Genomic DNA, 24,079 nt, shown 5'->3' with positions numbered 1-24,079 from the left:
CATGTCAGCCGACATCGAAACACCCGAACGGGCACGGCCGGAACCCATCCAGGCCGTGCCCGTGCGGCATCCCGGCCGCTGGATCGCCGTCGCGGTGATCGGGGTGCTGGTCGCCATGTTCGTGCACCTGCTGGTGACGAACAAGGCGTTCAACTGGTCGTTGATGGTCGACGAGATGTTCCGGCCGCCGATCATCGCCGGGCTGCGCGGCACCATCGCGCTGCTCGTGTTCTCGATGCTGCTCGGCATCGGGCTCGGCATCGTCATCGCGATCATGCGGCTGTCGGAGAACCCGATCCTGCGCAGTGTCTCCTGGGTCTACACCTGGTTCTTCCGGGCGGTGCCCCGGCTGGTGCTGGGCATCCTCTTCGGCAACCTGGGCATCCTCTGGGCCCGGGTGGAGTTCGGCCTGCCGTTCGACCGGCAGATCGGCGCGCTCTTCGGCGTCCACGACTTCGAGGCGCGCCTGTTCGGCTTCTCCGCGGTGGAGATCCTCACCGGGTTCGTCGCCGGCGTGCTGGCGCTCGGCCTCTCCGAGGCCGCGTACATGGCGGAGATCGTCCGGGCCGGCATCCAGTCGGTGGACGAGGGGCAGACCGAGGCCGCGCAGGCGCTCGGGCTGAGCCGGACGCAGATCCTGCGCCGGATCGTGCTGCCGCAGGCCATGCGGGTGATCATCCCGCCCACCGGCAACGAGACCATCGCGATGCTCAAGGACACCTCGCTGGTTGCCTACGTGCCGGTCAGCGCCGAGCTGTTCTTCCAGCTCAAGGCGGTCGTCACCCGGACCTTCCAGCCCTTCCCGATGTACGTCGCGGCCACCCTCTGGTACCTGTTCCTGACCAGCATCCTGCTGGTCGGGCAGTACTACCTGGAGCGGCACTTCTCGAAGGGCTTCGGGCGTAGCGCGCGGGCCCGGCAGCGGCTGCGGGACATCACCGCCGAGAACGGTGGCACCACGAGCGGGATGGCGGAGCGATGACTGAGATGGCCATTCCCCGGCAGGCGGGTTCGGCGGAGGAGTCGCCGGGCCCGATGGTCCGGGCCGAGCAGGTGCACAAGTCGTTCGGGCCCCTGGAGGTGCTCAAGGGCATCGACCTGGAGGTGCGCGCCGGCGAGGTGTGCTGCCTGCTGGGGCCCTCCGGCTCCGGCAAGTCGACGTTCCTGCGCTGCATCAACCACCTGGAGAAGATCAACGCCGGCCGGATCTGGGTGGACGGCGACCTGATCGGCTACCGGGAGCGCGGCGGAAAGCTGCACGAGCTGCGGGACAAGGAGGTGGCCGCGCAGCGCCGGGCGATCGGCATGGTGTTCCAGCGGTTCAACCTCTTCCCGCACATGACCGTGCTGCAGAACATCGTCGAGGCGCCGGTGCTGCTGCGCCGGGCCAAGAAGACCGAGGCCCGGGACCGGGCGGCGCAGCTGCTGGAACGGGTCGGGCTGGGCGACAAGCTCGGCGCGTACCCGGGTCAGCTCTCCGGCGGCCAGCAGCAGCGGGTGGCGATCGCCCGGGCGCTGGCGATGCAGCCGAAGCTGATGCTCTTCGACGAGCCGACCAGCGCGCTGGACCCGGAGCTGGTCGGCGAGGTGCTGGACGTGATGAAGGACCTGGCCCGGGACGGCATGACGATGATCGTGGTGACCCACGAGATCGGCTTCGCCCGGGAGGTCGGCGACTCGCTGGTCTTCATGGACGGCGGCGTGGTGGTCGAGCAGGGCAACCCGCGCGAGGTGATCGCGAACCCGCGCCACAACCGGACCAAGGCGTTCCTGGCCAAGGTGCTGTGACCCGGTGGGGTCCGGTGCGGCGTCCGCCGCCGCACCGGACCCGCGCAACGGGACATCCCCGTCGATCCGGGACAGGTCGCGGCCGATCGGCCGTGCCGCGGGCCGGGCTTGTCGGCGGTACGGACTAGAGTCGCTGCCGTGACAGCTACGACGCCGCGCCTGCTCCTCGTCGACGGACACTCCCTGGCATACCGGGCCTTCTTCGCCCTGCCGGTGGAGAACTTCTCCACCACCACGGGGCAGCCGACCAACGCCGTCTACGGCTTCACCTCGATGCTGATCAACGTGCTCCGCGACGAGCAGCCCACCCACATCGTGGTCGCCTTCGACGTCTCCCGCCGCTCCTTCCGCACCGAGAAGTACGCCGAGTACAAGGCCGGCCGCAGCGAGACCCCGACCGACTTCAAGGGCCAGGTCAGCCTGGTCAAGGAGGTCCTGGCCGCGCTGCGCGTCCCGGTGGTGGAGAAGGAGGGTTACGAGGCCGACGACGTCATCGCCACCCTCGCCTGCCAGGCCCGCGACGAGGGCATGGAGGTGCTGATCACCACCGGCGACCGGGACGCGTTCCAGCTCGTCGGCGACCGGATCACCGTGCTCTACCCGCGTAAGGGCGTCTCCGACCTGGCCCGGATGGACCCGGCGGCGGTCGAGGCGAAGTACGGCGTCGCCCCGGACCGTTACCGCCACCTGGCCGCCCTGGTCGGCGAGACCAGCGACAACCTGCCCGGCATCCCCGGCGTCGGCCCGAAGACCGCCGCCAAGTGGATCAACACGTACGGCGGGGTGGAGGGCGTGATCGCCCGGGCCGACGAGATCAAGGGCAAGGCCGGTGACAGTCTGCGCGAGCGGCTCGCCGACGTGATCCGCAACTACGAGATCAACTGCCTGATCGCCGACCTGGAGCTGCCGCTGCGCGTGGCGGACGCCCGCTGGCAGGGCTGGGACCGGGAGGCCGTGCACCAGGTCTTCGACACCCTCCAGTTCCGCATCCTGCGTGACCGGCTCTACCAGTACCTGGAGGCGGTCGAGCCGGAGGCCGAGGCCGGCTTCGAGCTGGCCGGGCAGGTGCTCACCGAGCCCGGCGGCCTCGCCGGCTGGCTGGAGACCCACGCCCCGGCCGGCACCCCGGTCGGCGTGGCGGTCAAGCTCGACACCGGCCCCAACCGGCGGCACACCGCCTCGGTGACCGGGATGGCCCTGGCCACCGCCGGTGGCGCGGCCGCCTGGTTCGACCCGGCCACCCTCGGCGCGGCCGACGAGGCCGCCCTGGCCGGCTGGCTGGCCGACGGCTCCCGCCCGAAGGTGCTGCACGACAGCAAGCCGGCGGTGCTGGCGTTCGCCGCGCACGGCTGGGACCTGCAGGGCATCTCCCGCGACACCCAGATCGCCGCCTACCTGGCCCGCCCCGACCAGCGGTCGTACGACCTCACCGACCTGGCGCTGCGCTACCTGCACCGGGAGTTGCGGGTCGACGCGCCGGAGACCGGCCAACTCACCCTGGAGGGGCTGGGCAACGACGGCGAGGCCGAGCAGAACCTGATGCTCCAGGCCCGCGCCACCCTCGACCTGGCCGACGCGATCGACGCCGAGCTGTCCCGCGACGGCGAGCAGTCCGCCCGGCTGATGGCCGGCGTGGAGCTGCCGCTGATGCGGGTCCTCGCGACCATGGAGCGCACCGGGATCGGCGCCGACACCGAATACCTGTCGGAGCTGGAGGCGCACTTCGCCGCCGAGGTGAAGGCCGCCGCCCAGGGCGCGTACGCGGAGATCGGGCGGGAGTTCAACCTCGGCTCGCCCAAGCAGCTCCAGGAGATCCTCTTCGGCGAGCTGGGCCTGCCCAAGACCAAGAAGATCAAGACCGGCTACACCACGGACGCCGACGCCCTCCAGTGGCTCTACGCCCAGCAGCCGCACCCGGTGCTGGCGCACCTGCTGCGCCACCGGGACGTGGCCAAGCTCAAGTCGACCGTCGACGGGCTGCTCAAGTCGGTCTCCGACGACGGCCGGATCCACACCACGTTCAACCAGACCGTGGCGGCCACCGGCCGGCTCTCCTCGACCGAGCCCAACCTGCAGAACATCCCCATCCGCACCGAGGAAGGGCGGCGGATCCGCCGGGCCTTCGTGGTCGGCGCGGGCTACGAGTGCCTGCTCACCGCCGACTACAGCCAGATCGAGATGCGGATCATGGCGCACCTGTCGTCGGACGACGCGCTGATCGAGGCGTTCAACTCCGGGCACGACTTCCACGCCGCCACCGCCTCCTCGGTCTTCGCCGTCCCGGTCGACCAGGTCACCGCCGACCAGCGCCGCAAGATCAAGGCGATGAACTACGGCCTGGCGTACGGGCTGAGCGCGTTCGGGCTCTCGCAGCAGCTCGGGATCAGCGCCGAGGAGGCGCGCGGGCTGATGGAGAACTACTTCGCCGGCTTCGGCGGGGTCCGCGACTACCTGCACGAGGTGGTGGCCCGGGCCCGGCAGGACGGCTACACCTCCACCATCCTGGGCCGCCGTCGCTACCTGCCCGACCTGGTCAGCGACAACCGTCAGCGCCGGGAGATGGCCGAGCGGATGGCGCTCAACGCCCCGATCCAGGGTTCGGCGGCCGACATCATCAAGGTCGCCATGCTGCACGTCGACACCGCGCTGCGCGAGGCCGGGCTGCGCTCCCGGATGCTGCTCCAGGTGCACGACGAGTTGGTCTTCGAGGTCGCCCCGGGCGAACGGGAGACCCTGGAGGCCCTGGTCCGCAAGGAGATGGGGGAGGCGTACCCGCTGTCGGTGCCGTTGGAGGTCTCCGTCGGCGAGGGCCACGACTGGAACAGCGCCGACCACTGACTGAGCATCGCCACCGGGATCGTCCTTGCCTCGCCGACGTTGCGGCATCCACCGGGTCGGGACCCGGCGACATCGCCGATCCGGTGGCGCTCAGCCGACCACCGCCCGCCGGGACCGGCTCAGCGTGCCGGTCCTCGGCGCGCCTTCGGCGGGGCGCCGTGCCGCTCCAGGGCCTTGCGGGACGGGCCGCCCGGTGGGGGCAGCGGCGCCTTCACCGGGTCGTGGCCCCAGTTCATCAGGGAGTACCGCCATCGGGTCCGGCGTACGTCGCCACTGGGTCGCTGCGCCATGTGCCGCCGGACGTACCCGACGACCTTGCGCATGTGCCGGTAGTCGGCCTCGGAGAGCTGGTCACGGCTGCGGCGCAGCAGGTCGATGATCTTCCGGCCGGACTCGTGGCCGACCGACTCGCCGCCCTTGCTGCCCTTCCTCCGCCAGCCGACGTGCTTCGACTCGTCGGTCTCCAGCCACTTCCGCAGCTCGCCGGGCGTCATGTTCACCGCCTCGGTGAACTCGTGGTAGGTGTCGCGGCCGTCCTCATTCCGGCTCACGGCGCAGCACCTCCGGCCGGTGCGCGACGTCCCGGCCCGAGTGGTCGTTGCGGATCCGGTACTGCGGCTCCTCCGGCGAGGCGTTCACCGTGTGCCCGCGTACGTGGGTGCGGTCGACCAGCTTCTCCTTGACCACGCCGTACGCCCGGCCGCTGTGGGCGGCCCAGGAGACGTGGTCGCCCTCGCGGAACTCCTTCTCGGCCATGCCGACGGCGTACCCGGGGGCGTCCGGCGGAAACAAACGCCGGTTGCTCAGGCGGTGATCTCAGCGACGGACGGCTTGAGGCTCCTCCGGCCGGCTCATCCGGCCGGCTTCTCCGCGACGAAGATCGCCGTGCCGGGGAAGAGCCGGCCGCGCAGCGGGCTCCACTGACCCCAGACGCCCTCGTGGCCCGCCGGCCACTCCGGCTCCACCAGGTCCAGCAGCCGGAACCCGGCCCCGACCAGCTCGCGGATCCGGTCGCCGAGGGTGCGGTGCTGCTCGACGTACGTGGCCACCCCGTGCTCGTCCTGCTCCACGTACGGGGCGCGGTCGAAGTACGAGTGCACCGCGGTGAGTCCGCCCTCCCCGGGGTCGTCGAGGAAGATCCAGCGCATCGGGTGGGTGACCGAGAAGACCCAGCGGCCCCCGGGCCGCAGCACCCGGGACACCTCCCGCATCACCGCCGCCGAGTCGTCCACGAACGGGATCGCGCCGAACGCCGTGCAGACGGTGTCGAACGCGGCGTCGGCGAAGGGCAGGGCGAGCGCGTCGGCCTGCACCAGCGGCACGCGTACGCCGGTGCGGTCGGCGGCGGCCGCGGCGTGCCGCAGCATGCCGGCGGAGAGGTCCAGGGCGACCGGCCGGGCCCCCTGGCTGGCCAGCCAGCGGGCGGCGGCCGCCGCCCCGCAGCCGAGTTCGAGAATCCGGCGGCCGGCCACCTCACCGAGCAGTCGGGCATCGGCCTCGCGCAGCCCCTCGGGACACCAGACGAAGTCCACCTCGCCCAGGAACGCCCCGTGCTCGGCCTGATAGTCGTCGGCGTCGGTGTCCCACCAGCCGCGGTTGGCCCGGCGGACCTCGGCGGCTCCCACCCGGCGTCGGGTCACCCTGTCATCCACGCGTTCACGCTAGCCTCAGCCCGGCGCGCTGCCGCCAGCGGTGTGACGGGTGGGGAAGATGTGACGGACGAGACAGCCGTGGCACCTTACCGCGCAAAATCTCCGCTTTCGCAGCTGGCGAGGTCGCGAGGACCCGGGAGGGCTTGCACGCTGTGGTAATGCAGCGGGTAGGCTAGAGGATGCGCTCGCGGATCGTGTGCCTCGGCAGGGAGCAGGTGCGCGGTCACCGGAGCCACTAATGATCTTCTGACGGCGATCGTTCGGTGTGCCCGGCGACGGATCCGCTGGCGCGGACAGGTCACCGCGACGCCCACGCCTGCTGTGACAACCCATCCGACCGGAGCAACCGCCCACATGACGAGCAGCATCGAGGCCACCTCGAGCGCCAACAAGGTCACCATCGACGACATCGGCTCCGAGGAAGCTTTCCTCGCCGCGATCGATGAGACCATCAAGTACTTCAACGACGGCGACATTGTCGAAGGCACCGTCGTCAAGGTCGATCGGGACGAGGTCCTGCTCGACATCGGCTACAAGACCGAGGGCGTGATCCCCTCTCGCGAGCTGTCGATCAAGCACGACGTGGACCCGGCCGAGGTGGTTTCGGTCGGTGACCACATCGAGGCCCTTGTCCTCCAGAAGGAGGACAAGGAGGGTCGCCTGATCCTCTCGAAGAAGCGGGCGCAGTACGAGCGGGCTTGGGGCACGATCGAGAAGATCAAGGACGAGGACGGCGTCGTCCGCGGTTCGGTCATCGAGGTCGTCAAGGGTGGTCTCATCCTCGACATCGGCCTGCGCGGCTTCCTGCCCGCCTCGCTGGTGGAGATGCGGCGGGTGCGTGACCTGCAGCCGTACGTCGGCCGGGAGCTCGAGGCCAAGATCATCGAGCTGGACAAGAACCGTAACAACGTGGTCCTGTCCCGCCGGGCGTGGCTGGAGCAGACGCAGTCCGAGGTGCGCACCGAGTTCCTCAACAAGCTGCAGAAGGGCCAGGTCCGCAAGGGCGTCGTGTCCTCGATCGTCAACTTCGGCGCGTTCGTCGACCTGGGCGGCGTGGACGGCCTGGTGCACGTCTCCGAGCTGTCCTGGAAGCACATCGACCACCCGTCCGAGGTCGTCGAGGTCGGCCAGGAGGTCGAGGTCGAGGTCCTGGACGTCGACCTGGACCGCGAGCGGGTCTCGCTGTCGCTGAAGGCGACCCAGGAGGACCCGTGGCGTCAGTTCGCCCGTACCCACGCGATCCAGCAGATCGTGCCGGGTAAGGTCACCAAGCTGGTGCCGTTCGGCGCCTTCGTCCGGGTGGACGACGGCATCGAGGGTCTGGTCCACATCTCCGAGCTGGCCGAGCGCCACGTGGAGATCCCGGAGCAGGTCGTCCAGGTCGGCTCCGAGGTCATGGTCAAGGTCATCGACATCGACCTGGAGCGTCGCCGGATCTCGCTGTCGCTCAAGCAGGCCAACGAGGGCTTCGTCGAGGGCGAGGAGCACTTCGACCCGACCCTCTACGGCATGGCCGCGACCTACGACGAGCAGGGCAACTACATCTACCCGGAGGGCTTCGACCCGGAGACGGGCGAGTGGCTCGAGGGCTACGACAAGCAGCGCGAGACCTGGGAGAACCAGTACGCCGAGGCGCGTCAGCGCTGGGAGGCCCACACCAAGCAGGTGCAGACCTCCCGGGCCGCCGACGCCGAGGCCGCTGCCAACCCGGCTCCGGCCGTGTCCGGCACCACCACCTCGACCTCGGCCCCGAGCCGTCAGGCCGAGGAGCCGGCCGGCACCCTGGCCACCGACGAGGCGCTCGCCGCGCTGCGGGAGAAGCTCGCCGGCGGCAAGTGACCCGGTGACAACGCCAGCTCGGCGCGTTTGACGCCGTCGCTGAACGACGACGGGCCCCGCCCCCGCGATCCGGTTCACCGGATTGCCGGGGGCGGGGCCCTCGCGTATCTCCGGTCAGGCACGCCCGCCGCCGGCACCGCGCCTGCTCTTGATCGATTCGGCGTGCGGCAGGTGGGGCTGTCCCGGTGACGGGACGCACGCGGGTCGATCATGGCGGGCATCGCCCCCGGCGACAGGTCCCGCGGCTGGTTTGGCGTGCGGCCGGTGATCCTGTTGACTGGTCCGGTGCTGATGGTGGGACTGACCGGGGGCATCGGGTCCGGCAAGAGCGCGGTGGCTAGCCGGCTGGCCGGGCTCGGCGCGGTGGTCATCGACTCGGACCGGATCGCCCGCGAGGTGGTCGCCCCGGGCAGCGAAGGGCTGGCCGAGATCGTCGCCGCCTTCTCCGACCGGGTGCTCGATTCGCACGGTGCCCTCGACCGGGCGGCGTTGGGCTCCGTCGTCTTCGCCGACCAGGCGGCCCGCCGCCGGTTGGAGGCGATCACCCATCCCCGGGTCCGGGCGCGGACCGTGGAGCTGACCGCCGCCGCGCCCGTGGACGCGATCGTGGTCAACGACGTGCCGCTGCTGGTCGAGGTGGGGCTCGCGCCGACGTACCACCTGGTGCTCGTGGTGCGGACGGCGATGCGTACCCGGGTGGAGCGGCTGGCGCGCGACCGCGGCATGGACCGCGCGGAGGCCGAGCGGCGGATCGCCGCGCAGGCCGACGACGCCCGCCGGGACGCGGCCGCCGACGTGCTGCTCACCAACGACGGCACGCGGGACGAACTGCACGCGGCGGTGGACGCGCTCTGGCGCGACCGCCTGGTGCCCTACGAACGCAACGTCCGCGAGCGCCGCGCGGTCCGGCCGGAGCGGCTGGTGCTCACCGACCCCGACCCGACCTGGCCCCGGCAGTACGCCCGGCTGGCCGCCCGGATCCGGCACGCGGTCGGCTCCGACCTGCGCGTGGACCACATCGGTTCCACCGCCGTACCCGGGCTGGCCGCGAAGGACGTCATCGACATCCAGCTCAGCGTGCCGTCGCTGGCGGAGGCGGACGGCCCGCTCGCCCAGCGGCTCGCCGACGCCGGGTTCCCGCGACTGCCCGGCGACTGGTGGGACAACCCGCGCCCGCCGGGCGGCGGCCGGTGGGAGAAACGGTTGCACGGCAGCGCCGATCCGGCCCGCCCGGTGCACCTGCACCTGCGGGAGGCCGGCTCGCCCGGCTGGCGGTACGCGCTGCTCACGCGTGACCACCTGCGCGCCGACGCGGATCAGCGGGCCGCGTACCTGCGGCTCAAGCGGGAACTGGCGGCCTCCAGCCAGGACGTCGACACGTACTGCGCCCGCAAGGAACCCTGGTTCGACGAGGAACACCTGCGCGCGGAGGAGTGGGCCGCACGGACCGGCTGGCGGCCCTGACCGGGCCCGTTGCCCGGTCAGGCGGCGGTGGGCAGCGCCGGCACCCGGCCCGGGGTGAGGTCGAGCTGCGCCCAGACCTTCCGTCCGGTCCGCAGCTCCAGCCGGCGTAGCAGGCCGCCCCGGTCGATCCAGTAGCGCAGGGCCGTCCGTCCGTCCGGGACCTCGACGACGTCCACGACGCGGCCGGCCACCCGGTCGTCGCGCAGCCGTACCGCCGATCCGGCCGGCACCGCGGTCCCACCGGCGCGCAGCGCCGTCTCCAGCAGCCGGTCCAGGGCGTCGTCGCCGGGCGGCCGGGCGGCCGGCCAGGCCAGCCCGGCCGGTGGCGGTAGCGGCGGTGCGGCGGGGACCTCGGCCGGCGTGCCGTCCGCCGGCACCTCCACCCGGGCCACCCGCCCCGGGCGGCACCGCAGCAGGGTCCGGCGCCCGGGGGTGTCGGCCTCACCCACGGCCAGGTACGCCGAGGCCGCCGCCCAGCTCACCCAGCCGGCGGCCCGCAGGTTGGCGGCGGGGCCGGCCGGGGCGGTCAGGGTCAGCGTGGCACCCCCGGCGGCCCGTAGCCGGGTGGACAGTTGGGCGAGCCGGTCCGCCTCGGCGTCGGCGAGTGCGCGGGGCAGGCCGGGTGGACCGCCGAGCGCGTCCACCGGGCGGAGCACGGGCCGGTCGGTGCGGGCCAGCTCGACGGTGACCGGGACACCGTCCGGCAGCCACCCCCGCAGCCGGTGCAGCCGGGCGTCCTGGTCGAGCCAGAGGCGGGGCGGCCGGCCCGGCGCGGCGCCGTCGGTCGGGTCGTCGGTGTCCGGGGTGCCCGAGTCGGGGCCGGCGGTGGCCTCGGCGTCCGCGGCGGGATCGGACGGGGGCGCGGGCAGGGGTGTCTCCACGATGTCGACCGGACTGCCGTCCACGGTGTCCCGGCCCACCCAGCGGGCCGTCGCGGGCACGGCGTCGGTCCGCTCCGCGGTCAGTCCGAGGAGCAGGTCGCGTACGGCGGCCACGCCGCGCCCGGCGGGCGGCTCCCGCAACCGCCAGCGGTCGGCCGGGGGCACCAGCGGCGGCGGGGCGGACGCCGCGGCCGGGTCGGGCCGGACCACCATCGCCGACCGGGTGGCCTGGACCAGGCCCTGCTCGGTGCCCACGTCCGGCCCGCGCACGCTGAGGTAGACCAGCGGCCGGGCCCAGTCGACCCAACCCACCAGCTCGGCGGCGGCTCGGCCCGTACCGATGGTGACCCGCACCCCGGCGCGGACGTCCCGCTGGTTGGTGACCCGCATCGCCGCCAGCCGGTCGGCCTCCGCCGCGGTGAGCGTCCGGGCCGGGTCGGTCGGTGGGGGTGACCAGTCCGGCAGCCCGGCGACCAGGGCCGCCGCCGAGACGACGGCGGTCACCCCGAGCGCGACGAGGGTGGCGCGCCGCCGGGTCGGCCGCCGCGGTGCGACGTCGCCGTCATCCGGGTCGTGGTCGTCCGGCGGTGCCGCTTCGGTACGGGTCCCGTCCGGTGGTCCGTCGGCGTCCCGGTCGGCCCGCCGCCGGCCCCGGGTGGTCCCGGCCGGAGCCCCGGTGGTGGGGCGGGAGCGCCGGTGGCCGCGACCGGGTTCGCGTGGCACGGCACCGGCCGAAGGGGCCGGTGGCGCGGCGGCGGGGTCCTCGGGTGACGTGGTGGGGTTCTCCGGCTCTGCGGCGGTGGGGCTCCCGGGCGGCGCGGCCGCACTCTCAGGCCTTGTGACGGCCGGGCCTCCGTACTTCGGTGGCTGGACGCGTCGGAACCACCGTCCGCGAGAGGTCTCCACAAGTGGAGAACGCGGCTGCGGGGATTGGGTGACGAGCAGGGCGCTCGCGGCGGCCGGTCTGCGCCTCCAGCGCGACCACGCGGTGCGCACGCCGGTCGTCCCGGGTGCTGCGACCGTCCGTGCCGGGGGCGGCCGGCCCTGGAAGGGCGGCCACCGGCCCGGTCGGCCGCCGCGAGCGGCCTACGGTAGGAGCGTAGCCGGGTGAGTTGGGGCACACAATGGGAATATCGAAGCAGGTCTCGGACTTGCGGCGGTCCGCCGGAACTGTCGTACGCCGGGCGTACCGTTGAGGCCATGGCGCTCGACATTCCCCGGCTCGAAGGCCGCTTCCAGGTCGTCAGCGAGTTCCAGCCGGCCGGTGACCAGCCGGCAGCCATCGACGAGCTGGAGCGTCGCGTGCGGCGTGGCGACCGTAACACGGTGCTGCTCGGCGCGACCGGCACCGGCAAGAGCGCCACCACGGCGTGGCTGGTCGAGCGGTTGCAGCGGCCGACCCTGGTGCTCGCGCCCAACAAGACCCTCGCCGCCCAGCTCGCCAAGGAGTTCGGCGAGCTGCTCCCGCGCAACGCGGTGGAGTATTTCGTCTCGTACTACGACTACTACCAGCCCGAGGCGTACATTCCGCAGACCGACACCTACATCGAGAAGGATTCCTCGATCAACGAGGAGGTCGAGCGGCTGCGGCACTCGGCGACCATGTCGCTGCTCACCCGGCGCGACGTCATCGTGGTGGCGACCGTCTCGGCGATCTACGGCCTGGGCACCCCGGAGGAATACCTGGACCGCGCGGTCCGGGTCGCGGTCGGCCAGGAGCTCGACCGTGACCAGCTGCTGCGCCGGCTGGTCGACATCCAGTACACCCGTAACGACATGGCGTTCCAGCGGGGCACCTTCCGGGTCCGGGGCGACACGCTGGAGGTCATCCCGGCGTACGAGGAGCTGGCCGTCCGGATCGAGCTCTTCGGTGACGAGATCGAGAAGCTCTACTACCTCAACCCGCTCACCGGCGACGTGGTCCGCGAGGTCGACCAGTTGATGATCTTCCCGGCCACGCACTACGCGGCCGGCCCGGAGCGGATGGAGCGGGCGATCCGCGACATCGAGACCGAGCTGGGCGAGCGGCTGGCCGAGCTGGAGCGGCAGGGCAAGCTGCTGGAGGCGCAGCGGCTGCGGATGCGCACCACGTACGACATCGAGATGATGCGGCAGGTCGGTTTCTGCTCCGGCATCGAGAACTACTCCATGCACATCGACGGCCGGCTGCCCGGCAGCCCGCCGCACTGCCTGCTCGACTACTTCCCCGACGACTTCCTCACCGTGGTCGACGAGTCGCACGTGACGATCCCGCAGATCGGCGGCATGTACGAGGGCGACGCCTCCCGCAAGCGAATGCTGATCGACCACGGCTTCCGGCTGCCCAGCGCGGCCGACAACCGGCCGCTGCGCTTCGACGAATACCTGGAGCGGGTCGGCCAGATGGTCTTCCTCTCCGCCACCCCCGGCCCGTGGGAGCTGGAACAGGCCCAGGGCGAGTTCGTCGAGCAGGTGATCCGTCCCACCGGCCTGGTCGACCCCGAGGTCGTCGTGAAGCCCACCAAGGGGCAGATCGACGACCTGATGCACGAGATCAAGCTGCGTACCGAGCGGGACGAGCGGGTGCTGGTCACCACCCTGACGAAGAAGATGGCCGAGGACCTGTCGGACTACCTCCTGGAGAACGGCATCCGGGTGCGCTACCTGCACTCCGAGGTCGACACGCTGCGTCGGGTGGAGCTGCTGCGCGAGCTGCGCAAGGGCGACTATGACGTGCTGGTCGGCATCAACCTGCTGCGGGAGGGTCTCGACCTGCCCGAGGTCTCCCTGGTGGCCATCCTCGACGCCGACAAGGAGGGTTTCCTGCGCAGCGGCCGGTCGCTGATCCAGACCATCGGTCGGGCCGCGCGTAACGTCTCCGGCCAGGTCCACATGTACGCCGACAAGATCACGCCGTCGATGGCGGACGCGATCGACGAGACCAACCGGCGTCGGGCCAAGCAGATCGCGCACAACGAGGCGCACGGGATCAGCCCGGAGCCGCTGCGCAAGAAGATCCACGACATCCTGGACGACATCTACCGCGAGGCGGAGGACACCGAGAACACCCGGGTCGGCGGGGCCGCCCGCCAGTTGTCCCGCGGCAAGGCCCCGGTCAAGGAGACCCGCAGCCGCGGCCGGGGTGGCGCCGCCACGCCGTCGCGGGAGGGGATGGCCCGGGCCGACCTGGCCAACCTCATCCAGGAGCTCAACGAGCAGATGCTCGCCGCCGCGCGGGAACTGCAGTTCGAGCTGGCGGCCCGGATCCGGGACGAGATCGCCGACCTCAAGAAGGAACTGCGCGGGATGGACGTCGCCGGCGTGAAGTGACGGGGGGTCCAGGGGTGCCGGGAAGACAGGTGATGACCTCGCCGCATCGATCGCACTGCGCAATCAAAGTATTGCCGTCCGTGATTGTTGATGCGTAGTCTCCCTCGATGGGAGGCTCGCATGCCGTTGTCAACAAGTCCTGTCGTCCGGCGAGCGCGGCTCGGCGCGGAGCTGCGCCGGCTGCGACGCCGGCAGGCGCTCACCCTGGAGCAGGTCTGTGGCCGGCTCGGCTGGGCGTCCACGTCCAAGCTGTCCCGCATCGAGCTGGGTCAGAGCCGGCCGGACCTGGCCGACGTGCTCGACCTGCTCGACGTCTACGAGGTGCCGCCCGGCCAGCGGGACGAGTTGATCGTCATTGCCCGGGACGCCGCCACCGGTCGGGGCTGGTCCCGGGCGCTGGGCGAGATGGGGGAGCGGCAACGGGCGTACGCGGAGTTGGAGGCGGGCGCCGCCCGGATCGTCGAATACCAACCCGCGGTCGTGCCCGGGCTGCTCCAGACCCCGGCGTACGCCCGGCTGCGGGTCGCCGCCGGGGCGCTGCTGCACGATGACGTGGACGTGGAGGCCGACGTACGGGGCCGCGCGGTGCGTCAGGAGGCACTGCGCCGGTCTGACCCGCCCCACTACATCGCCCTGCTCGACGAGCGGGTATGCGAGCCGGGCGGTGTGCCGGCCGACGCCTGGCGGGACCAGTTGCGGCACCTGGTCGCCCTGGCCGACCGGCCGCACGTCACGATCCGGCTGCTGTCGCGGGACGCCGTCCCGCACGGGGGTGTCCACCCGCTGACCGCCTTCTCCTACTACGCGTACCCGGATCCGGCCGATCCCCGGACGGTGCTGGTGGAGACCCTCACCACCGACCTGCGGCTGGTCGCCGAGGCCGACGTCGCCCGGTACGAGCGGCTGGTCGAGTGGCTGCTGGCGGCGGCGCTGCCGGCGGAGGAGACGGCGGAGCTGCTGGCGCGCCGGCTCGGGTCGGCACTCGTGCCCCGCCCGCGCGAGCCGCGTGACCCTCCGCTCCCCGAGCCGCGCGACGCTGCGGTTTCCGAGCCGCACTGAGCGACCGGGCGCGGCTCTCGCGGCGGGCGGTCAGCCGTGCCGCGGGTAGCCGTCCTCCGCTCTCGCCGAGGGCGGTCAGCCGTGCCGCTGGAAGCCGCCCTCGGAGTCGATGACCTGACCGGTGATCCAGCCGGCGTCGGGCGAGCAGAGGAAACGGACCAGCCGGGCGGCGTCCTCCGGCGTGCCCCAGTGGCCGCCGGGGAAGCGGCGGGCCACCCCGGCCAGCCGCTCCGGGTCGGCGTAGCCGGTGTCGGTCGGCCCGGGGTTGACGCAGTTGACCGTGATGCCCTTGGCCATCAGCAGTGGGGAGAGCTGGACCACGAGGTTCTCCACGGCGGCCTTGCTGGCCGCGTACGCCAGCTCGTCCGGCATCGGGCCGAGCCGCTGGCCGCTGGAGAAGAGCACCAGCCGGCCACCGTCCCCGCCTACGTAGGCGGCCGAGAACGCCTCCGCGAGCAGCAGCGTCGCCCGGACGTTGACCAGCAGGTGCCGGTCGATCTCGGCGGCGTCGAGCCCGCCCAGCGGGGTCGAGGTGGAGTAGGCGTGCACCGCCACCACCGCGTCCAGGCGCCCGTGCCGGCGTACCGTCTCGGCGACCAGTTCGGCCGGAGCGGACGGGTCCAGCAGGTCGACCGGCAGGTAGGGCACGTCGCCGCCGAGTTCGGCCAGCAGCGCCGGCACCCCGTCCGGGTCGCCGCCGTACGGCTGGGCGTCGTCGTAACCGGGCAGGCCGGTCAGCAGCAGCCGCCACCCGTCCGCCGCGAGGGCGCGGGCCACCGCCGCGCCGATGCCGATCCGCCGGCTGACGCCGGTCACCAGGGCCACCCGATCCATGCACCGCAGCCAATCGCCTGTGGGCCGGGCACGCAACGGAATATCGTCGCGCGGCCACCGGGCCCGGCGCCCCCGATTGCCGTCGGGACCGGTGGCCGGCGCGTCGCGCGCAGGCTATGCGAGAGGTACGACAGCTCAGGCCGGCACGTCGACGAAGTGCTCGACCAGCGGCGGGTTGGCGAAGTGCGGGCCGATCAGCCCCCGCCACTGCTGGAACCGCTCGCTCTGCCGGAAGTTGACGTCGTGCGCCTCGACCGAGTCCCACTCGACCAGCAGCACGAACCGGGACGGTGACTCCACGCCCCGGGTCATCCGCACCGAGCGGCAGCCGTCGGTGCCGCTGAGGATCGGGTACGCCTGCGCGTACGCGGCGGCGAAGGCGTCCTCATGTCCGGGCGTCACGTCGATCAGCGCGACCTCAAGAACCATGCGCGAAAGCCTCCCACGCCGGCCCCCGGTCCGTACGCCCCGGGGGTCGGCCCGGTCCCCGAACAGCACCTAGCCTCCTAGGACGCACTGCGCGGCGCGCTCCACGGCACACCGGAACGTGATTCCCTCAGCAATCCTGGCCCCCGGAGATGCGCGGCGCGGGTTCGATGGTGAAGAATGGCGCCCGGAGGGGAGTATTCCCCCGCGACGGAGTCGTCAGCACGGAAGAGCGCCGACCCCCGGTGTTACGACCCGGCTCCGTCGGTCAGCGGCCCAGCCCGGGTCGTTGGCGGAAGAGACCTCCGACAGTCACCAGAGTCAGCGTAGACGCACCCCGGCCCCTCACTCGGCGTACGGTGTGCCCGACGCTGCGTGTCTGCCGGAGGATGGAATTGAACGTGTCCGCATGGGTGTGGGCGGGGACCCTCGTCGCGTTGACCGCAGTCCTGCTCGCCGACCTCTTCATCATCGGTCGGCGTCCGCACGAGCCCAGCGTCCGTGAGTCGAGCCTCTGGGTCACCTTCTACGTCGGGCTGGCCCTGCTCTTCGGCGGCGGGCTCTGGCTCACCGCCGGGCCCAGCATCGCCGGCCAGTTCTACACCGGCTGGCTCACCGAGTACAGCCTGTCGGTGGACAACCTCTTCGTCTTCGTGATCATCATGGGCCGCTTCGCGGTGCCCCGGCCGTACCAGCAGAAGGTGCTGCTCATCGGCATCCTGCTCGCGTTGGTCATGCGGGGTGGCTTCATCGCCGCCGGCGCCGCCCTGCTCGCCCAGTTCTCCTGGGTCTTCTACCTCTTCGGCGGGTTCCTGATCTACACCGCGATCAACCTGGCCCGGCAGGGCGAGCCGGTCGACGACGAGTTCAGCGAGAACGTGCTGATCCGGTGGAGCCGCAAGGCGCTGCCGCTGTCCCGGAACTTCGACGGCGCGCGGCTGACCACCCGCGAGAACGGGCGGCGGCTGTTCACCCCGATGCTGATCGTGATGATCGCCATCGGCACCACCGACCTGATCTTCGCCCTCGACTCGATTCCGGCGATCTTCGGCATCACCCAGGAGGCGTACCTGGTCTTCACCGCGAACGTGTTCGCGCTGATGGGGCTCCGGCAGCTCTACTTCCTGCTCGGCGGGCTGCTGGACCGGCTGATCTACCTCAGCTACGGACTCTCCGTGGTGCTCGGCTTCATCGGCGTGAAGCTGATGTTGGAGGCCCTGGCCGAGAACAACCTGCCGTTCGTCAACGACGGTAAGCCGGTGGCCTGGGCGCCGCACATCCCGATCTGGCTCTCGCTGGCCGTCATCCTCGGCACGCTGTCGATCGCCACCGCGGCGAGCCTGTTCAAGTCGGCCCGGGACCGGCGCCGCGAGCTGGCCCGAGCCCGGCGCTGACCGGGCGGGCGCGGGGGGCGTCCCCGCGCCCGGGAGCGCGCCCCCTGCCGGGTACGGCTCAGACGCGGTGGGCGCCGACCAGCGTCGCCTCCCGGTCGGGGGGAAGCCGCTCTTCCACCACCCGGCGCTGGAGATAGCAGGCGTGCAACATCCGCCGGACCTCCCCGTGCGGCTCGCTGCTGACGATGCCGACGTGGTGGATCCGACGACCCGGGCGGGCGAAGAAGTAGAGGTCGCCGGGGCGTTCCTCACCCAGCGCCAGGGGAGTGGTCGCCTCGGCCTGGTCGTCGGCGTCGCGGGGCAGCGTCACCGCGTACCGCCGCCAGGCCAGGTGCACCAGCCCGGAGCAGTCGATCCCGTGGCTGGAGACGCCGCCCCAGAGGTAGACCAGGTCGCGCAGCCGCTCGGCGGCGGCGAGCACCTCCTTGGCCTCCGGCCGTTCGGCCGGCAGCGGTACGAGGTCGCCCTCGGGGGCCCAGAGCGGGTCGGCCCGGCCGGGCACCTGGACCGGCCGCCACCCGTCGACGGGCCGGCCGGCCGGGGCGAGCCGGGTGCCGAAGACCACGGCGGGCAGCGCCACCGGACCGTCCGGGGCGGCCCGCAGCGCGGTGCGCATGGCGTCGACCACCAGCGGGGTGGTCGACGGGCCGGCCTGCGGCGCGGCGGCGAGCTGGGCGGTGGGCAGCCAGCCGGGGTAGCCGCGCCAGTCGAGCTTGCCGGCCGGCTGGTCCAGGGCGATCACGTGCGTCCAGCCGTCGTCGCGCACCTCGGTGACGAGCACCTGTTCGCCGAGCAGCAGTTGGCTGAGCACGCAGTCGCCGACCTGCTGGTCGCGGTCCATGCCGCCGATCCAGGCGGCGATGTCCGGCGGGTCGGCCAGGGCGGGGCGGTCGACGGGGCGGACCGTCTCCGGGGCGGCCCAGAGGGTCGCCACCGGGACCCGGACGACGGCCTCGCGGCCGGGTTGCAGCTCCACGTCCACCCCCATCTCGCGCCCCTCTGTGGCGACCCTATGAAAAAATTCACCAACCCTCAACCGCGGGACTGAACCTTAGCTTCACTCATGTGCGAGATGCCGAGGCCGGGCGCGTCCGGCAGCAGGACGCTCGCGCCGTCGTACCGGATCCCGCCGTGCACCGGCGACCAGGCCAGCCACCACGCGGCGTCCAGGTCGGAGACGGCGCTGGTGCCGTACGCGGCGACCAGGCTGGCTGCGGCGCCCACGCCCACCGGGCTCTCCATCATGGAGCCGACGATGGTGCCCATCCCGTGGGCGGCGGCCAGGTCGAGCAGCGTCCGCGCGGGGTGCAGTCCGCCGCACTTGGCCAGTTTGACGTTCACCATGTCGGCCGCCCGCCGGCGGATCACCTCGACCAGTTCGCGGACGTCGAAGACCGACTCGTCGGCGAGGATCGGCAGGTCGACCCGGTCGCTGACCCAGGCGAGACCGTCCAGGTCGCGGCGGTGCACCGGCTGCTCGACCAGTTCGACGTCGAGCCCGGCGTCCTCGATGCCACGGATGACCCGGACCGCCTCGCGCGGCGTCCAGCCCTGGTTGGCGTCCAGCCGGATGCGGACGTCCGGGCCGACCGCGGCGCGGACCGCGCGTACCCGGTCGAGGTCGCCCCGGGCGTCGGTGCCCACCTTCAGCTTGAGCACGGTGAAGCCCTCGTGCCGGCGCTGCTTCGCGGCGGCGGCCAGGTCCACCGCGTCGCCGGCGGCCAGGGTGACGTCCGTCGGGACCCGCAGCGCCGTGCCGCCGAGCAGCCGGACCAGGGGTACGCCGAGCCGGCGCGCGGCCAGGTCGTGCAGGGCGACGTCGACGGCCGCCTTGGCGGACTCGTTGCCGACCACCGTGCGGCGTACCTCGGCGCAGCGGGCCTGGAGGTCGTCGGCGTCCCGCCCGGTCAACGCGGGCGCGAGGAGGTCCCGGACGCACGCCTCGGCACCGGCGATGGACGCTCCGGTGACCTGCCAGACCTGCGGCGCCTCGCCGAACCCGGACCGCCCGTCGGCGTCGACCACCTCGACGACCAGGGTGTCCACCGTGGTCGTTCGGCGCAGCGCGGTGACGAACGGGGTGTGTAAGGGGGCGGAAAGCCGATGGGTGCGTACCGCGGCGATGGTCATGTGCTGCACTCTATAAAGAGGTGGCCGAGGACCGGGGAGGGCCGATGGCGGCACGGGACTGGGAACTGGTGGGCGCGCCGAACGCCCGTGACCTGGGCGGCCTGCCCACAGCGGACGGGCGGCGGGTACGCCCGGGCCGGCTGATCCGCACCGCCGCGCTGGGCCGGCTCACCGACGACGACCTGCCGGTGCTGGGCAAGCTGGCGCCGGCCTGTGTGGTGGACCTGCGGCACGGCACCGAGCAGGCGGTCGCGCCGTCGGACCGGCTGGTCGGGGAGCCGCGGGTGGTGCACCTGCCCGTGTACGACCCGGCGCATCCGGTCTTCACGTACGTCTCGGCGGTGCTGCTCGGTCACGACCTGGACGCGTACGAGGAACTGGCCCGGGAGGGGATGCCGGCGGCGATGGCCGCGATCTACCGGTGGTTCGTCACCGGGGAGTCGGCCCGGGCCGGGTTCGGCGCGGCGGTGCGGCTGGCCGCCGACGGGGCGAGCCTGCCGTTGCTGTTCCACTGCTCGGCCGGCAAGGACCGGACCGGCTGGCTGGCGGCGGTGCTGCTCACCGCCCTCGGCGTCGACGAGGCGGTGATCCGGGCCGACTACCTGCGGCACAACGAGTTGACCGAGAGCCTGCGCGAGGTGCTGCTCGTGGCGATGACCCGCCAGCGGCCGGACCTGGATCCGGCGGTCGCGCGGCCGCTGCTGGAGGTGCGGCCGGAGTACCTGGACGCCGCGTACGACGAGGTGCGGCGGGTGCACGGCTCGTTCGGGGCGTACCTGCGGGACGGGTTGGGGGTGACCGACGGGATGGTCGCCGCGCTGCGCGCGAACCTGTTGGACTGAGCGGGCCGCCGGGGTGTCGGCGGCCCGCGCCGGGTCAGTCGGCCAGCTCGTGCCGGGAGGCCCACACCTGGGCGGAGATGTTCGCGATCAGGCGGCAGGCGTCGTCCTCGGTCTCCTCGCCGCTCGGGCCGCCGTCGGCCAGGTCGGTGGTGGTGCAGACGACGATCGCGTACGGCGGGGCGTCGGCCGGGAAGACCACCCCGGCGCCGTGCCGGATCCCGCGTACCCAGCCGTTCTTGTGCGCGATCCGGGTCCCGTCGGGCAGTCCGGCGGCGAGGTCCTCCCGGTGTTCCTGGGCGAACAGCACGTCCAGCATGGACGTGCAGCCGGCCGGGGCGGCCAGCGGGCCGGAGCGGCGCGCGCCGAGGGCCAGTTCACCGAGCAGGGCGGCCAGGTCGGCGGCGGTGACGAGGTTGTCGATGCCGGCGTCCCGGGCCGCGTAGTCCTCGATGCCCCGGCCGGTGACGCTGTGTCGCGCCCCGGCCAGCGCCCACGCCTCGGCCACCGCTGGCAGCCCGACGTGGCCGATGACGATGTTGGTGGCCAGGTTGCTGGATCGGATGATCATCCGTTCCGCGAGCCAGCGCAGCGGCGCGGTGCCGCCGACGCGGGCCCAGACCGCCTCGTCGTTGTCGTAGTCCCGGTCGTTGGCGTAGCGGGGTGCGCCGGCCAGCGCGGAGTCGAACACGTTGTGCACCGGGATCGGTGCGTCCAGGTCCAGCCGGCCGGACTCGGCGGCGCGGTACAGCGCCACCAGCACGGCCGCCTTCATGGTGCTGGCCGCGTAGTGGGTGGCGTCGGCCTGCCGCGTCCAGGCGGGCCGGGCGTCGAGCCGTCCCACGTACGCGGAGACGGTGCCGGGCACCTTGTCGAGATGCGCGTCGAGTTCCTCCCAGGTCATGCCGGTGACCGTAGCGGATCATCGGCGGGGCTGCGGCCCGGCATGTGGTCCGTCTAGCGTGCGGGGATGACGACCGCCGCGTACGACGCCATCGCCGACTGGTACGAGGTGTACGCCTCCGACACCTCCGCCGACTACATGGACCGGGTCCGCAGGCAGCTCGCCGGCCTGCTCGGCACCGGTCCGGGCCGCTGTCTCGACCTGTGCTGCGGCACCGGGGCGCACGCCGCCGAGCTGCGCCGGCTGGGCTGGGAGCCGGTCGGGGTGGATCTGTCCGCGGGGCAGTTGCGGCATGCCCGCGGCCGGCTGCCGGTGGCCCGGGGGGACGCGGCCCGGCTGCCGGTCGCCGACGCGAGCGTGCCCGCGGTGACCTGCGTACTCGGGCACACCGACCTGCCCGACTACCCGGCGGTGATCGCGGAGGCGGCCCGGGTCCTCGCGCCGGGCGGGCGTTTCGTGCACGTCGGCGTGCACCCGTGTTTCTGTGGCGCGTTCGCCGACCGGTCCGATCCGGGGCGGATCGTCATCGACGGCGGGTACGCCGAGCGTGAGCGAAGCTTCCGGTCCTGGAACGCGAGCGGGGTGCGGGCCCGGGTGGGCGCCTGGCATCTGCCGCTGGCGGACCTGGTCAACGCGGTCACCGACGCCGGGCTGGCGGTGACCCGCGTCGACGAGTCCGGCTCCACTGCCATCCCTGACATCCTCGCCCTCCAGGCCACCAAACCCGCCTGACCTGTCTGCTCGGCGGGGAGACAGCGGAGCCCGGGCCGCCGAGGGGCGGTCCGGGCTCCGGGTGGGTCGGTGGTCAGCCGGCGTGCTTGCGGCGGGCGGCCATCCGGCCGCGCTGGGTCTGGTCGAGGGTCACCTTGCGGATACGCACGGCGGCCGGGGTCACCTCGACGCACTCGTCCTCGCGGCAGAACTCGAGGGCCTGCTCCAGCGACAGCTTGCGCGGCGGGATCAGCTTCTCGGTCTCGTCCGCGGTCGACGAGCGCATGTTGGTGAGCTTCTTCTCCTTGGTGATGTTGACGTCCATGTCGTCGGAGCGGGAGTTCTCCCCGACGATCATGCCCTCGTACACCTCGGTGCCGGGCTCGACGAAGAGCTGGCCGCGCTCCTGCAGGTTGGTCATGGCGAACGCGGTGACCGCGCCGGAGCGGTCGGCGACGAGCGAGCCGTTGTTGCGGGTCCGCAGCTCGCCGACCCACGGCTCGTACGACTCGAAGACGTGGTGCAGGATGCCGGTGCCGCGGGTCTCGGTGAGGAACTCGGTCCGGAAGCCGATCAGGCCGCGGGCCGGGACCAGCCACTCCATCCGGATCCAGCCGGTGCCGTGGTTGACCAGCTGCTCCATCCGGCCCTTGCGGGTCGCGAGGAGCTGGGTGATCGCGCCGAGGTACTCCTCGGGGGCGTCGATGGTCAGCCGCTCGACCGGCTCGCAGGTCTTCCCGTCGATCTCCCGGGTGACCACCTGCGGCTTGCCGACGGTCAGCTCGTAGTGCTCGCGGCGCATCTGCTCGACCAGGATCGCCAGGGCCAGCTCGCCGCGGCCCTGCACCTCCCAGGCGTCGGGGCGCTCGGTGGGCAGCACCCGCAGCGAGACGTTGCCGATCAGCTCCTTGTCGAGGCGGTCCTTGACCATCCGGGCGGTGACCTTGGCGCCCTTGACCCGGCCGACCAGCGGCGAGGTGTTGGTGCCGATGGTCATTGAGATGGCCGGCTCGTCGACGGTGATCAGTGGCAGCGGGACCGGGTTCTCCGCGTCGGCGAGGGTCTCGCCGATCATGATCTCGGGGATGCCGGCGACGGCGATGATGTCGCCCGGCCCGGCGGACTCGGCCGGCTTGCGCTCCAGGCCCTCGGTCATCAGCAGTTCGGAGATGCGGACCCGCTGGGTGCTGCCGTCGGTGCGGCACCAGGCCACCGTCTGGCCCTTGTTGATGGTGCCCTGCCGGACCCGGCACAGCGCCAGCCGGCCGAGGAACGGCGAGGCGTCGAGGTTGGTGACGTGCGCCTGCAGCGGCGCGTCCTCCTCGTACGCGGGCGGCCGGATGGTGTCGAGCAGGGTGCGGAACAGCGGCTCGAGGTTGTGGCTGTCGTCGGGCACCGCGCCGTCGGCGGGCTGGGTGAGCGAGGCGATGCCGTCGCGGGCGCAGGCGTAGACGATCGGGAAGTCGATCTGCTCCTCGTCGGCGTCCAGGTCGAGGAAGAGCTCGTAGGTGTCGTCCACGACCTCCTTGATCCGGGCGTCGGGACGGTCCACCTTGTTGATCACCAGGATGATCGGCAGCCGGGCCTTGAGGGCCTTGCGGAGCACGAACCGGGTCTGCGGCAGCGGGCCCTCGCTGGCGTCCACCAGCAGCACCACCCCGTCGACCATGGTCAGGCCGCGCTCGACCTCGCCGCCGAAGTCGGCGTGACCGGGGGTGTCGATGATGTTGATGGTGACCGGGTCGGACCCGTCCGCCGGCAGGTAGCGCACGCCGGTGTTCTTGGCCAGGATGGTGATGCCCTTTTCCCGCTCGAGGTCCATCGAGTCCATGACCCGTTCGGTGACCTCACCGCGGGCGCCGTAGGCGCCGGCCTGCCGCAACATGGCGTCGACCAGGGTCGTTTTGCCGTGGTCGACGTGGGCGATGATGGCGACGTTGCGGAGGTCGGTGCGAAGCTGCATACCCTCCATACTCCTGTCTGCGGTTGCCGGTGGACGCCCCGGGGTCAC

General features: G+C 72.5%; 20 protein-coding genes. 10 read left to right on the top strand and 10 right to left on the bottom strand.

Annotation, left to right across the window (positions count from 1 at the left end):
- Position 1 precedes the first annotated feature (1 nt).
- From GA0070621_RS14970 to polA, 3 genes are all read left to right on the top strand, one after another.
- Positions 2 to 982, top strand: a complete 981-nt coding sequence (locus tag GA0070621_RS14970; protein ID WP_091195944.1) for an amino acid ABC transporter permease — start codon at positions 2 to 4, stop codon at positions 980 to 982.
- Positions 979 to 1,788 (top strand): amino acid ABC transporter ATP-binding protein, encoded by an 810-nt coding sequence (locus tag GA0070621_RS14965; protein WP_091195943.1) that lies wholly within the window; start codon positions 979 to 981, stop codon positions 1,786 to 1,788. Before GA0070621_RS14970 ends, GA0070621_RS14965 begins: the two co-directional genes overlap by 4 nt.
- Positions 1,789 to 1,926: 138 nt before the next feature.
- A complete protein-coding gene (gene polA / locus GA0070621_RS14960) occupies positions 1,927 to 4,626 on the top strand; it encodes a DNA polymerase I (RefSeq protein ID WP_091195941.1) in 2,700 nt (899 codons plus the stop codon).
- A 119-nt stretch (positions 4,627 to 4,745) separates the two neighbouring features.
- Here polA and GA0070621_RS14955 read toward each other — a convergent pair whose 3' ends face one another.
- The 3 genes from GA0070621_RS14955 to GA0070621_RS14945 all read right to left on the bottom strand — a co-directional run bounded on the left by GA0070621_RS14955 (position 4,746) and on the right by GA0070621_RS14945 (position 6,278).
- The gene (locus tag GA0070621_RS14955; protein WP_091195938.1) at positions 4,746 to 5,177 is read right to left on the bottom strand and encodes a DUF3140 domain-containing protein; all 432 of its coding nucleotides are present in this window, start codon (positions 5,175 to 5,177) and stop codon (positions 4,746 to 4,748) included.
- Positions 5,164 to 5,382 (bottom strand): hypervirulence associated TUDOR domain-containing protein, encoded by a 219-nt coding sequence (locus GA0070621_RS14950; protein WP_091202452.1) that lies wholly within the window; start codon positions 5,380 to 5,382, stop codon positions 5,164 to 5,166. The genes GA0070621_RS14955 and GA0070621_RS14950 overlap by 14 nt, the downstream gene beginning before the upstream one ends.
- Positions 5,383 to 5,477: 95 nt before the next feature.
- Complete coding sequence (locus GA0070621_RS14945; protein WP_091195936.1) at positions 5,478 to 6,278, bottom strand: class I SAM-dependent methyltransferase; 801 nt, start codon at positions 6,276 to 6,278, stop codon at positions 5,478 to 5,480.
- 354 nt (positions 6,279 to 6,632) lie between these two features.
- Between GA0070621_RS14945 and rpsA the strand changes: the two genes are divergently transcribed.
- Both rpsA and coaE read left to right on the top strand, forming a co-directional pair.
- Positions 6,633 to 8,117, top strand: a complete 1,485-nt coding sequence (rpsA, locus tag GA0070621_RS14940) for a 30S ribosomal protein S1 (RefSeq protein WP_091195933.1) — start codon at positions 6,633 to 6,635, stop codon at positions 8,115 to 8,117.
- 285 nt (positions 8,118 to 8,402) lie between these two features.
- Positions 8,403 to 9,581 carry a dephospho-CoA kinase gene (gene coaE, locus GA0070621_RS14935; RefSeq protein ID WP_091202450.1) on the top strand — a complete coding sequence of 393 codons (1,179 nt, stop codon included), beginning with the start codon at positions 8,403 to 8,405 and terminating at the stop codon, positions 9,579 to 9,581.
- Positions 9,582 to 9,598: 17 nt separating this feature from the next.
- On the opposite strand, the gene GA0070621_RS14930 is transcribed toward coaE, so the two are convergent.
- Positions 9,599 to 11,185, bottom strand: a complete 1,587-nt coding sequence (locus GA0070621_RS14930) for a hypothetical protein (RefSeq protein ID WP_091195931.1) — start codon at positions 11,183 to 11,185, stop codon at positions 9,599 to 9,601.
- Positions 11,186 to 11,662: 477 nt separating this feature from the next.
- Between GA0070621_RS14930 and uvrB the strand changes: the two genes are divergently transcribed.
- Entirely contained in the window at positions 11,663 to 13,771 is a 2,109-nt protein-coding gene (gene uvrB, locus GA0070621_RS14925) for an excinuclease ABC subunit UvrB (protein ID WP_091195927.1), read from the top strand.
- Between the two features lie 120 nt (positions 13,772 to 13,891).
- Entirely contained in the window at positions 13,892 to 14,830 is a 939-nt protein-coding gene (locus tag GA0070621_RS14920; protein WP_091195924.1) for a DUF5753 domain-containing protein, read from the top strand.
- 75 nt (positions 14,831 to 14,905) lie between these two features.
- On the opposite strand, the gene GA0070621_RS14915 is transcribed toward GA0070621_RS14920, so the two are convergent.
- Both GA0070621_RS14915 and GA0070621_RS14910 read right to left on the bottom strand, forming a co-directional pair.
- Entirely contained in the window at positions 14,906 to 15,664 is a 759-nt protein-coding gene (locus GA0070621_RS14915; RefSeq protein WP_091195923.1) for an SDR family oxidoreductase, read from the bottom strand.
- A gap of 135 nt (positions 15,665 to 15,799) precedes the next feature.
- Complete coding sequence (locus GA0070621_RS14910; RefSeq protein ID WP_091195921.1) at positions 15,800 to 16,093, bottom strand: antibiotic biosynthesis monooxygenase family protein; 294 nt, start codon at positions 16,091 to 16,093, stop codon at positions 15,800 to 15,802.
- Between the two features lie 392 nt (positions 16,094 to 16,485).
- Between GA0070621_RS14910 and GA0070621_RS14905 the strand changes: the two genes are divergently transcribed.
- Complete coding sequence (locus tag GA0070621_RS14905) at positions 16,486 to 17,484, top strand: TerC family protein (RefSeq protein ID WP_091195918.1); 999 nt, start codon at positions 16,486 to 16,488, stop codon at positions 17,482 to 17,484.
- A gap of 58 nt (positions 17,485 to 17,542) precedes the next feature.
- Here the strand turns inward: GA0070621_RS14905 and GA0070621_RS14900 are convergent, their stop codons facing one another.
- Positions 17,543 to 18,472, bottom strand: a complete 930-nt coding sequence (locus GA0070621_RS14900; RefSeq protein WP_167666926.1) for a C40 family peptidase — start codon at positions 18,470 to 18,472, stop codon at positions 17,543 to 17,545.
- Between the two features lie 44 nt (positions 18,473 to 18,516).
- Entirely contained in the window at positions 18,517 to 19,614 is a 1,098-nt protein-coding gene (locus GA0070621_RS14895; RefSeq protein ID WP_091195915.1) for a mandelate racemase/muconate lactonizing enzyme family protein, read from the bottom strand.
- A 44-nt stretch (positions 19,615 to 19,658) separates the two neighbouring features.
- On the opposite strand from GA0070621_RS14895, the gene GA0070621_RS14890 reads away from it, so the two are divergent.
- Positions 19,659 to 20,456, top strand: coding sequence for a tyrosine-protein phosphatase (locus GA0070621_RS14890; protein ID WP_091195912.1), 798 nt, complete (start codon positions 19,659 to 19,661; stop codon positions 20,454 to 20,456).
- Positions 20,457 to 20,490: 34 nt separating this feature from the next.
- On the opposite strand, the gene GA0070621_RS14885 is transcribed toward GA0070621_RS14890, so the two are convergent.
- Positions 20,491 to 21,357: a serine hydrolase gene (locus tag GA0070621_RS14885; protein WP_091195911.1), complete on the bottom strand. Its 867-nt coding sequence runs from the start codon at positions 21,355 to 21,357 to the stop codon at positions 20,491 to 20,493.
- Between the two features lie 66 nt (positions 21,358 to 21,423).
- Here GA0070621_RS14885 and GA0070621_RS14880 point away from each other — a divergent pair, with 66 nt between their 5' ends.
- Entirely contained in the window at positions 21,424 to 22,089 is a 666-nt protein-coding gene (locus GA0070621_RS14880; protein ID WP_091195908.1) for a class I SAM-dependent methyltransferase, read from the top strand.
- Positions 22,090 to 22,162: 73 nt separating this feature from the next.
- Here the strand turns inward: GA0070621_RS14880 and typA are convergent, their stop codons facing one another.
- A complete protein-coding gene (gene typA, locus GA0070621_RS14875; protein WP_091195904.1) occupies positions 22,163 to 24,031 on the bottom strand; it encodes a translational GTPase TypA in 1,869 nt (622 codons plus the stop codon).
- Positions 24,032 to 24,079: the final 48 nt, after the last annotated feature.

The organism is Micromonospora narathiwatensis, from assembly GCF_900089605.1.
GTDB classification, from domain to species: domain Bacteria; phylum Actinomycetota; class Actinomycetes; order Mycobacteriales; family Micromonosporaceae; genus Micromonospora; species Micromonospora narathiwatensis.
Note: the sequence above shows the minus strand (reverse complement) of the source record. Positions and strands in the feature narration are given on the sequence as shown.

Bases quoted from the DNA above. Each gene is read 5' to 3' on its own strand.
- GA0070621_RS14970 (WP_091195944.1), top strand. From the start codon at position 2: ATGTCAGCCGACATCGAAACACCCGAACGGGCACGGCCGGAACCCATC.
- GA0070621_RS14965 (WP_091195943.1), top strand. From the start codon at position 979: ATGACTGAGATGGCCATTCCCCGGCAGGCGGGTTCGGCGGAGGAGTCG.
- GA0070621_RS14950 (WP_091202452.1), bottom strand. From the start codon at position 5,382: ATGGCCGAGAAGGAGTTCCGCGAGGGCGACCACGTCTCCTGGGCCGCC.
- rpsA (WP_091195933.1), top strand. From the start codon at position 6,633: ATGACGAGCAGCATCGAGGCCACCTCGAGCGCCAACAAGGTCACCATC.
- uvrB (WP_091195927.1), top strand. From the start codon at position 11,663: ATGGCGCTCGACATTCCCCGGCTCGAAGGCCGCTTCCAGGTCGTCAGC.
- GA0070621_RS14920 (WP_091195924.1), top strand. From the start codon at position 13,892: ATGCCGTTGTCAACAAGTCCTGTCGTCCGGCGAGCGCGGCTCGGCGCG.
- GA0070621_RS14915 (WP_091195923.1), bottom strand. From the start codon at position 15,664: ATGGATCGGGTGGCCCTGGTGACCGGCGTCAGCCGGCGGATCGGCATC.
- GA0070621_RS14910 (WP_091195921.1), bottom strand. From the start codon at position 16,093: ATGGTTCTTGAGGTCGCGCTGATCGACGTGACGCCCGGACATGAGGAC.
- GA0070621_RS14900 (WP_167666926.1), bottom strand. From the start codon at position 18,472: ATGGGGGTGGACGTGGAGCTGCAACCCGGCCGCGAGGCCGTCGTCCGG.
- GA0070621_RS14895 (WP_091195915.1), bottom strand. From the start codon at position 19,614: ATGACCATCGCCGCGGTACGCACCCATCGGCTTTCCGCCCCCTTACAC.
- GA0070621_RS14890 (WP_091195912.1), top strand. From the start codon at position 19,659: ATGGCGGCACGGGACTGGGAACTGGTGGGCGCGCCGAACGCCCGTGAC.
- GA0070621_RS14885 (WP_091195911.1), bottom strand. From the start codon at position 21,357: ATGACCTGGGAGGAACTCGACGCGCATCTCGACAAGGTGCCCGGCACC.
- GA0070621_RS14880 (WP_091195908.1), top strand. From the start codon at position 21,424: ATGACGACCGCCGCGTACGACGCCATCGCCGACTGGTACGAGGTGTAC.
- typA (WP_091195904.1), bottom strand. From the start codon at position 24,031: ATGCAGCTTCGCACCGACCTCCGCAACGTCGCCATCATCGCCCACGTC.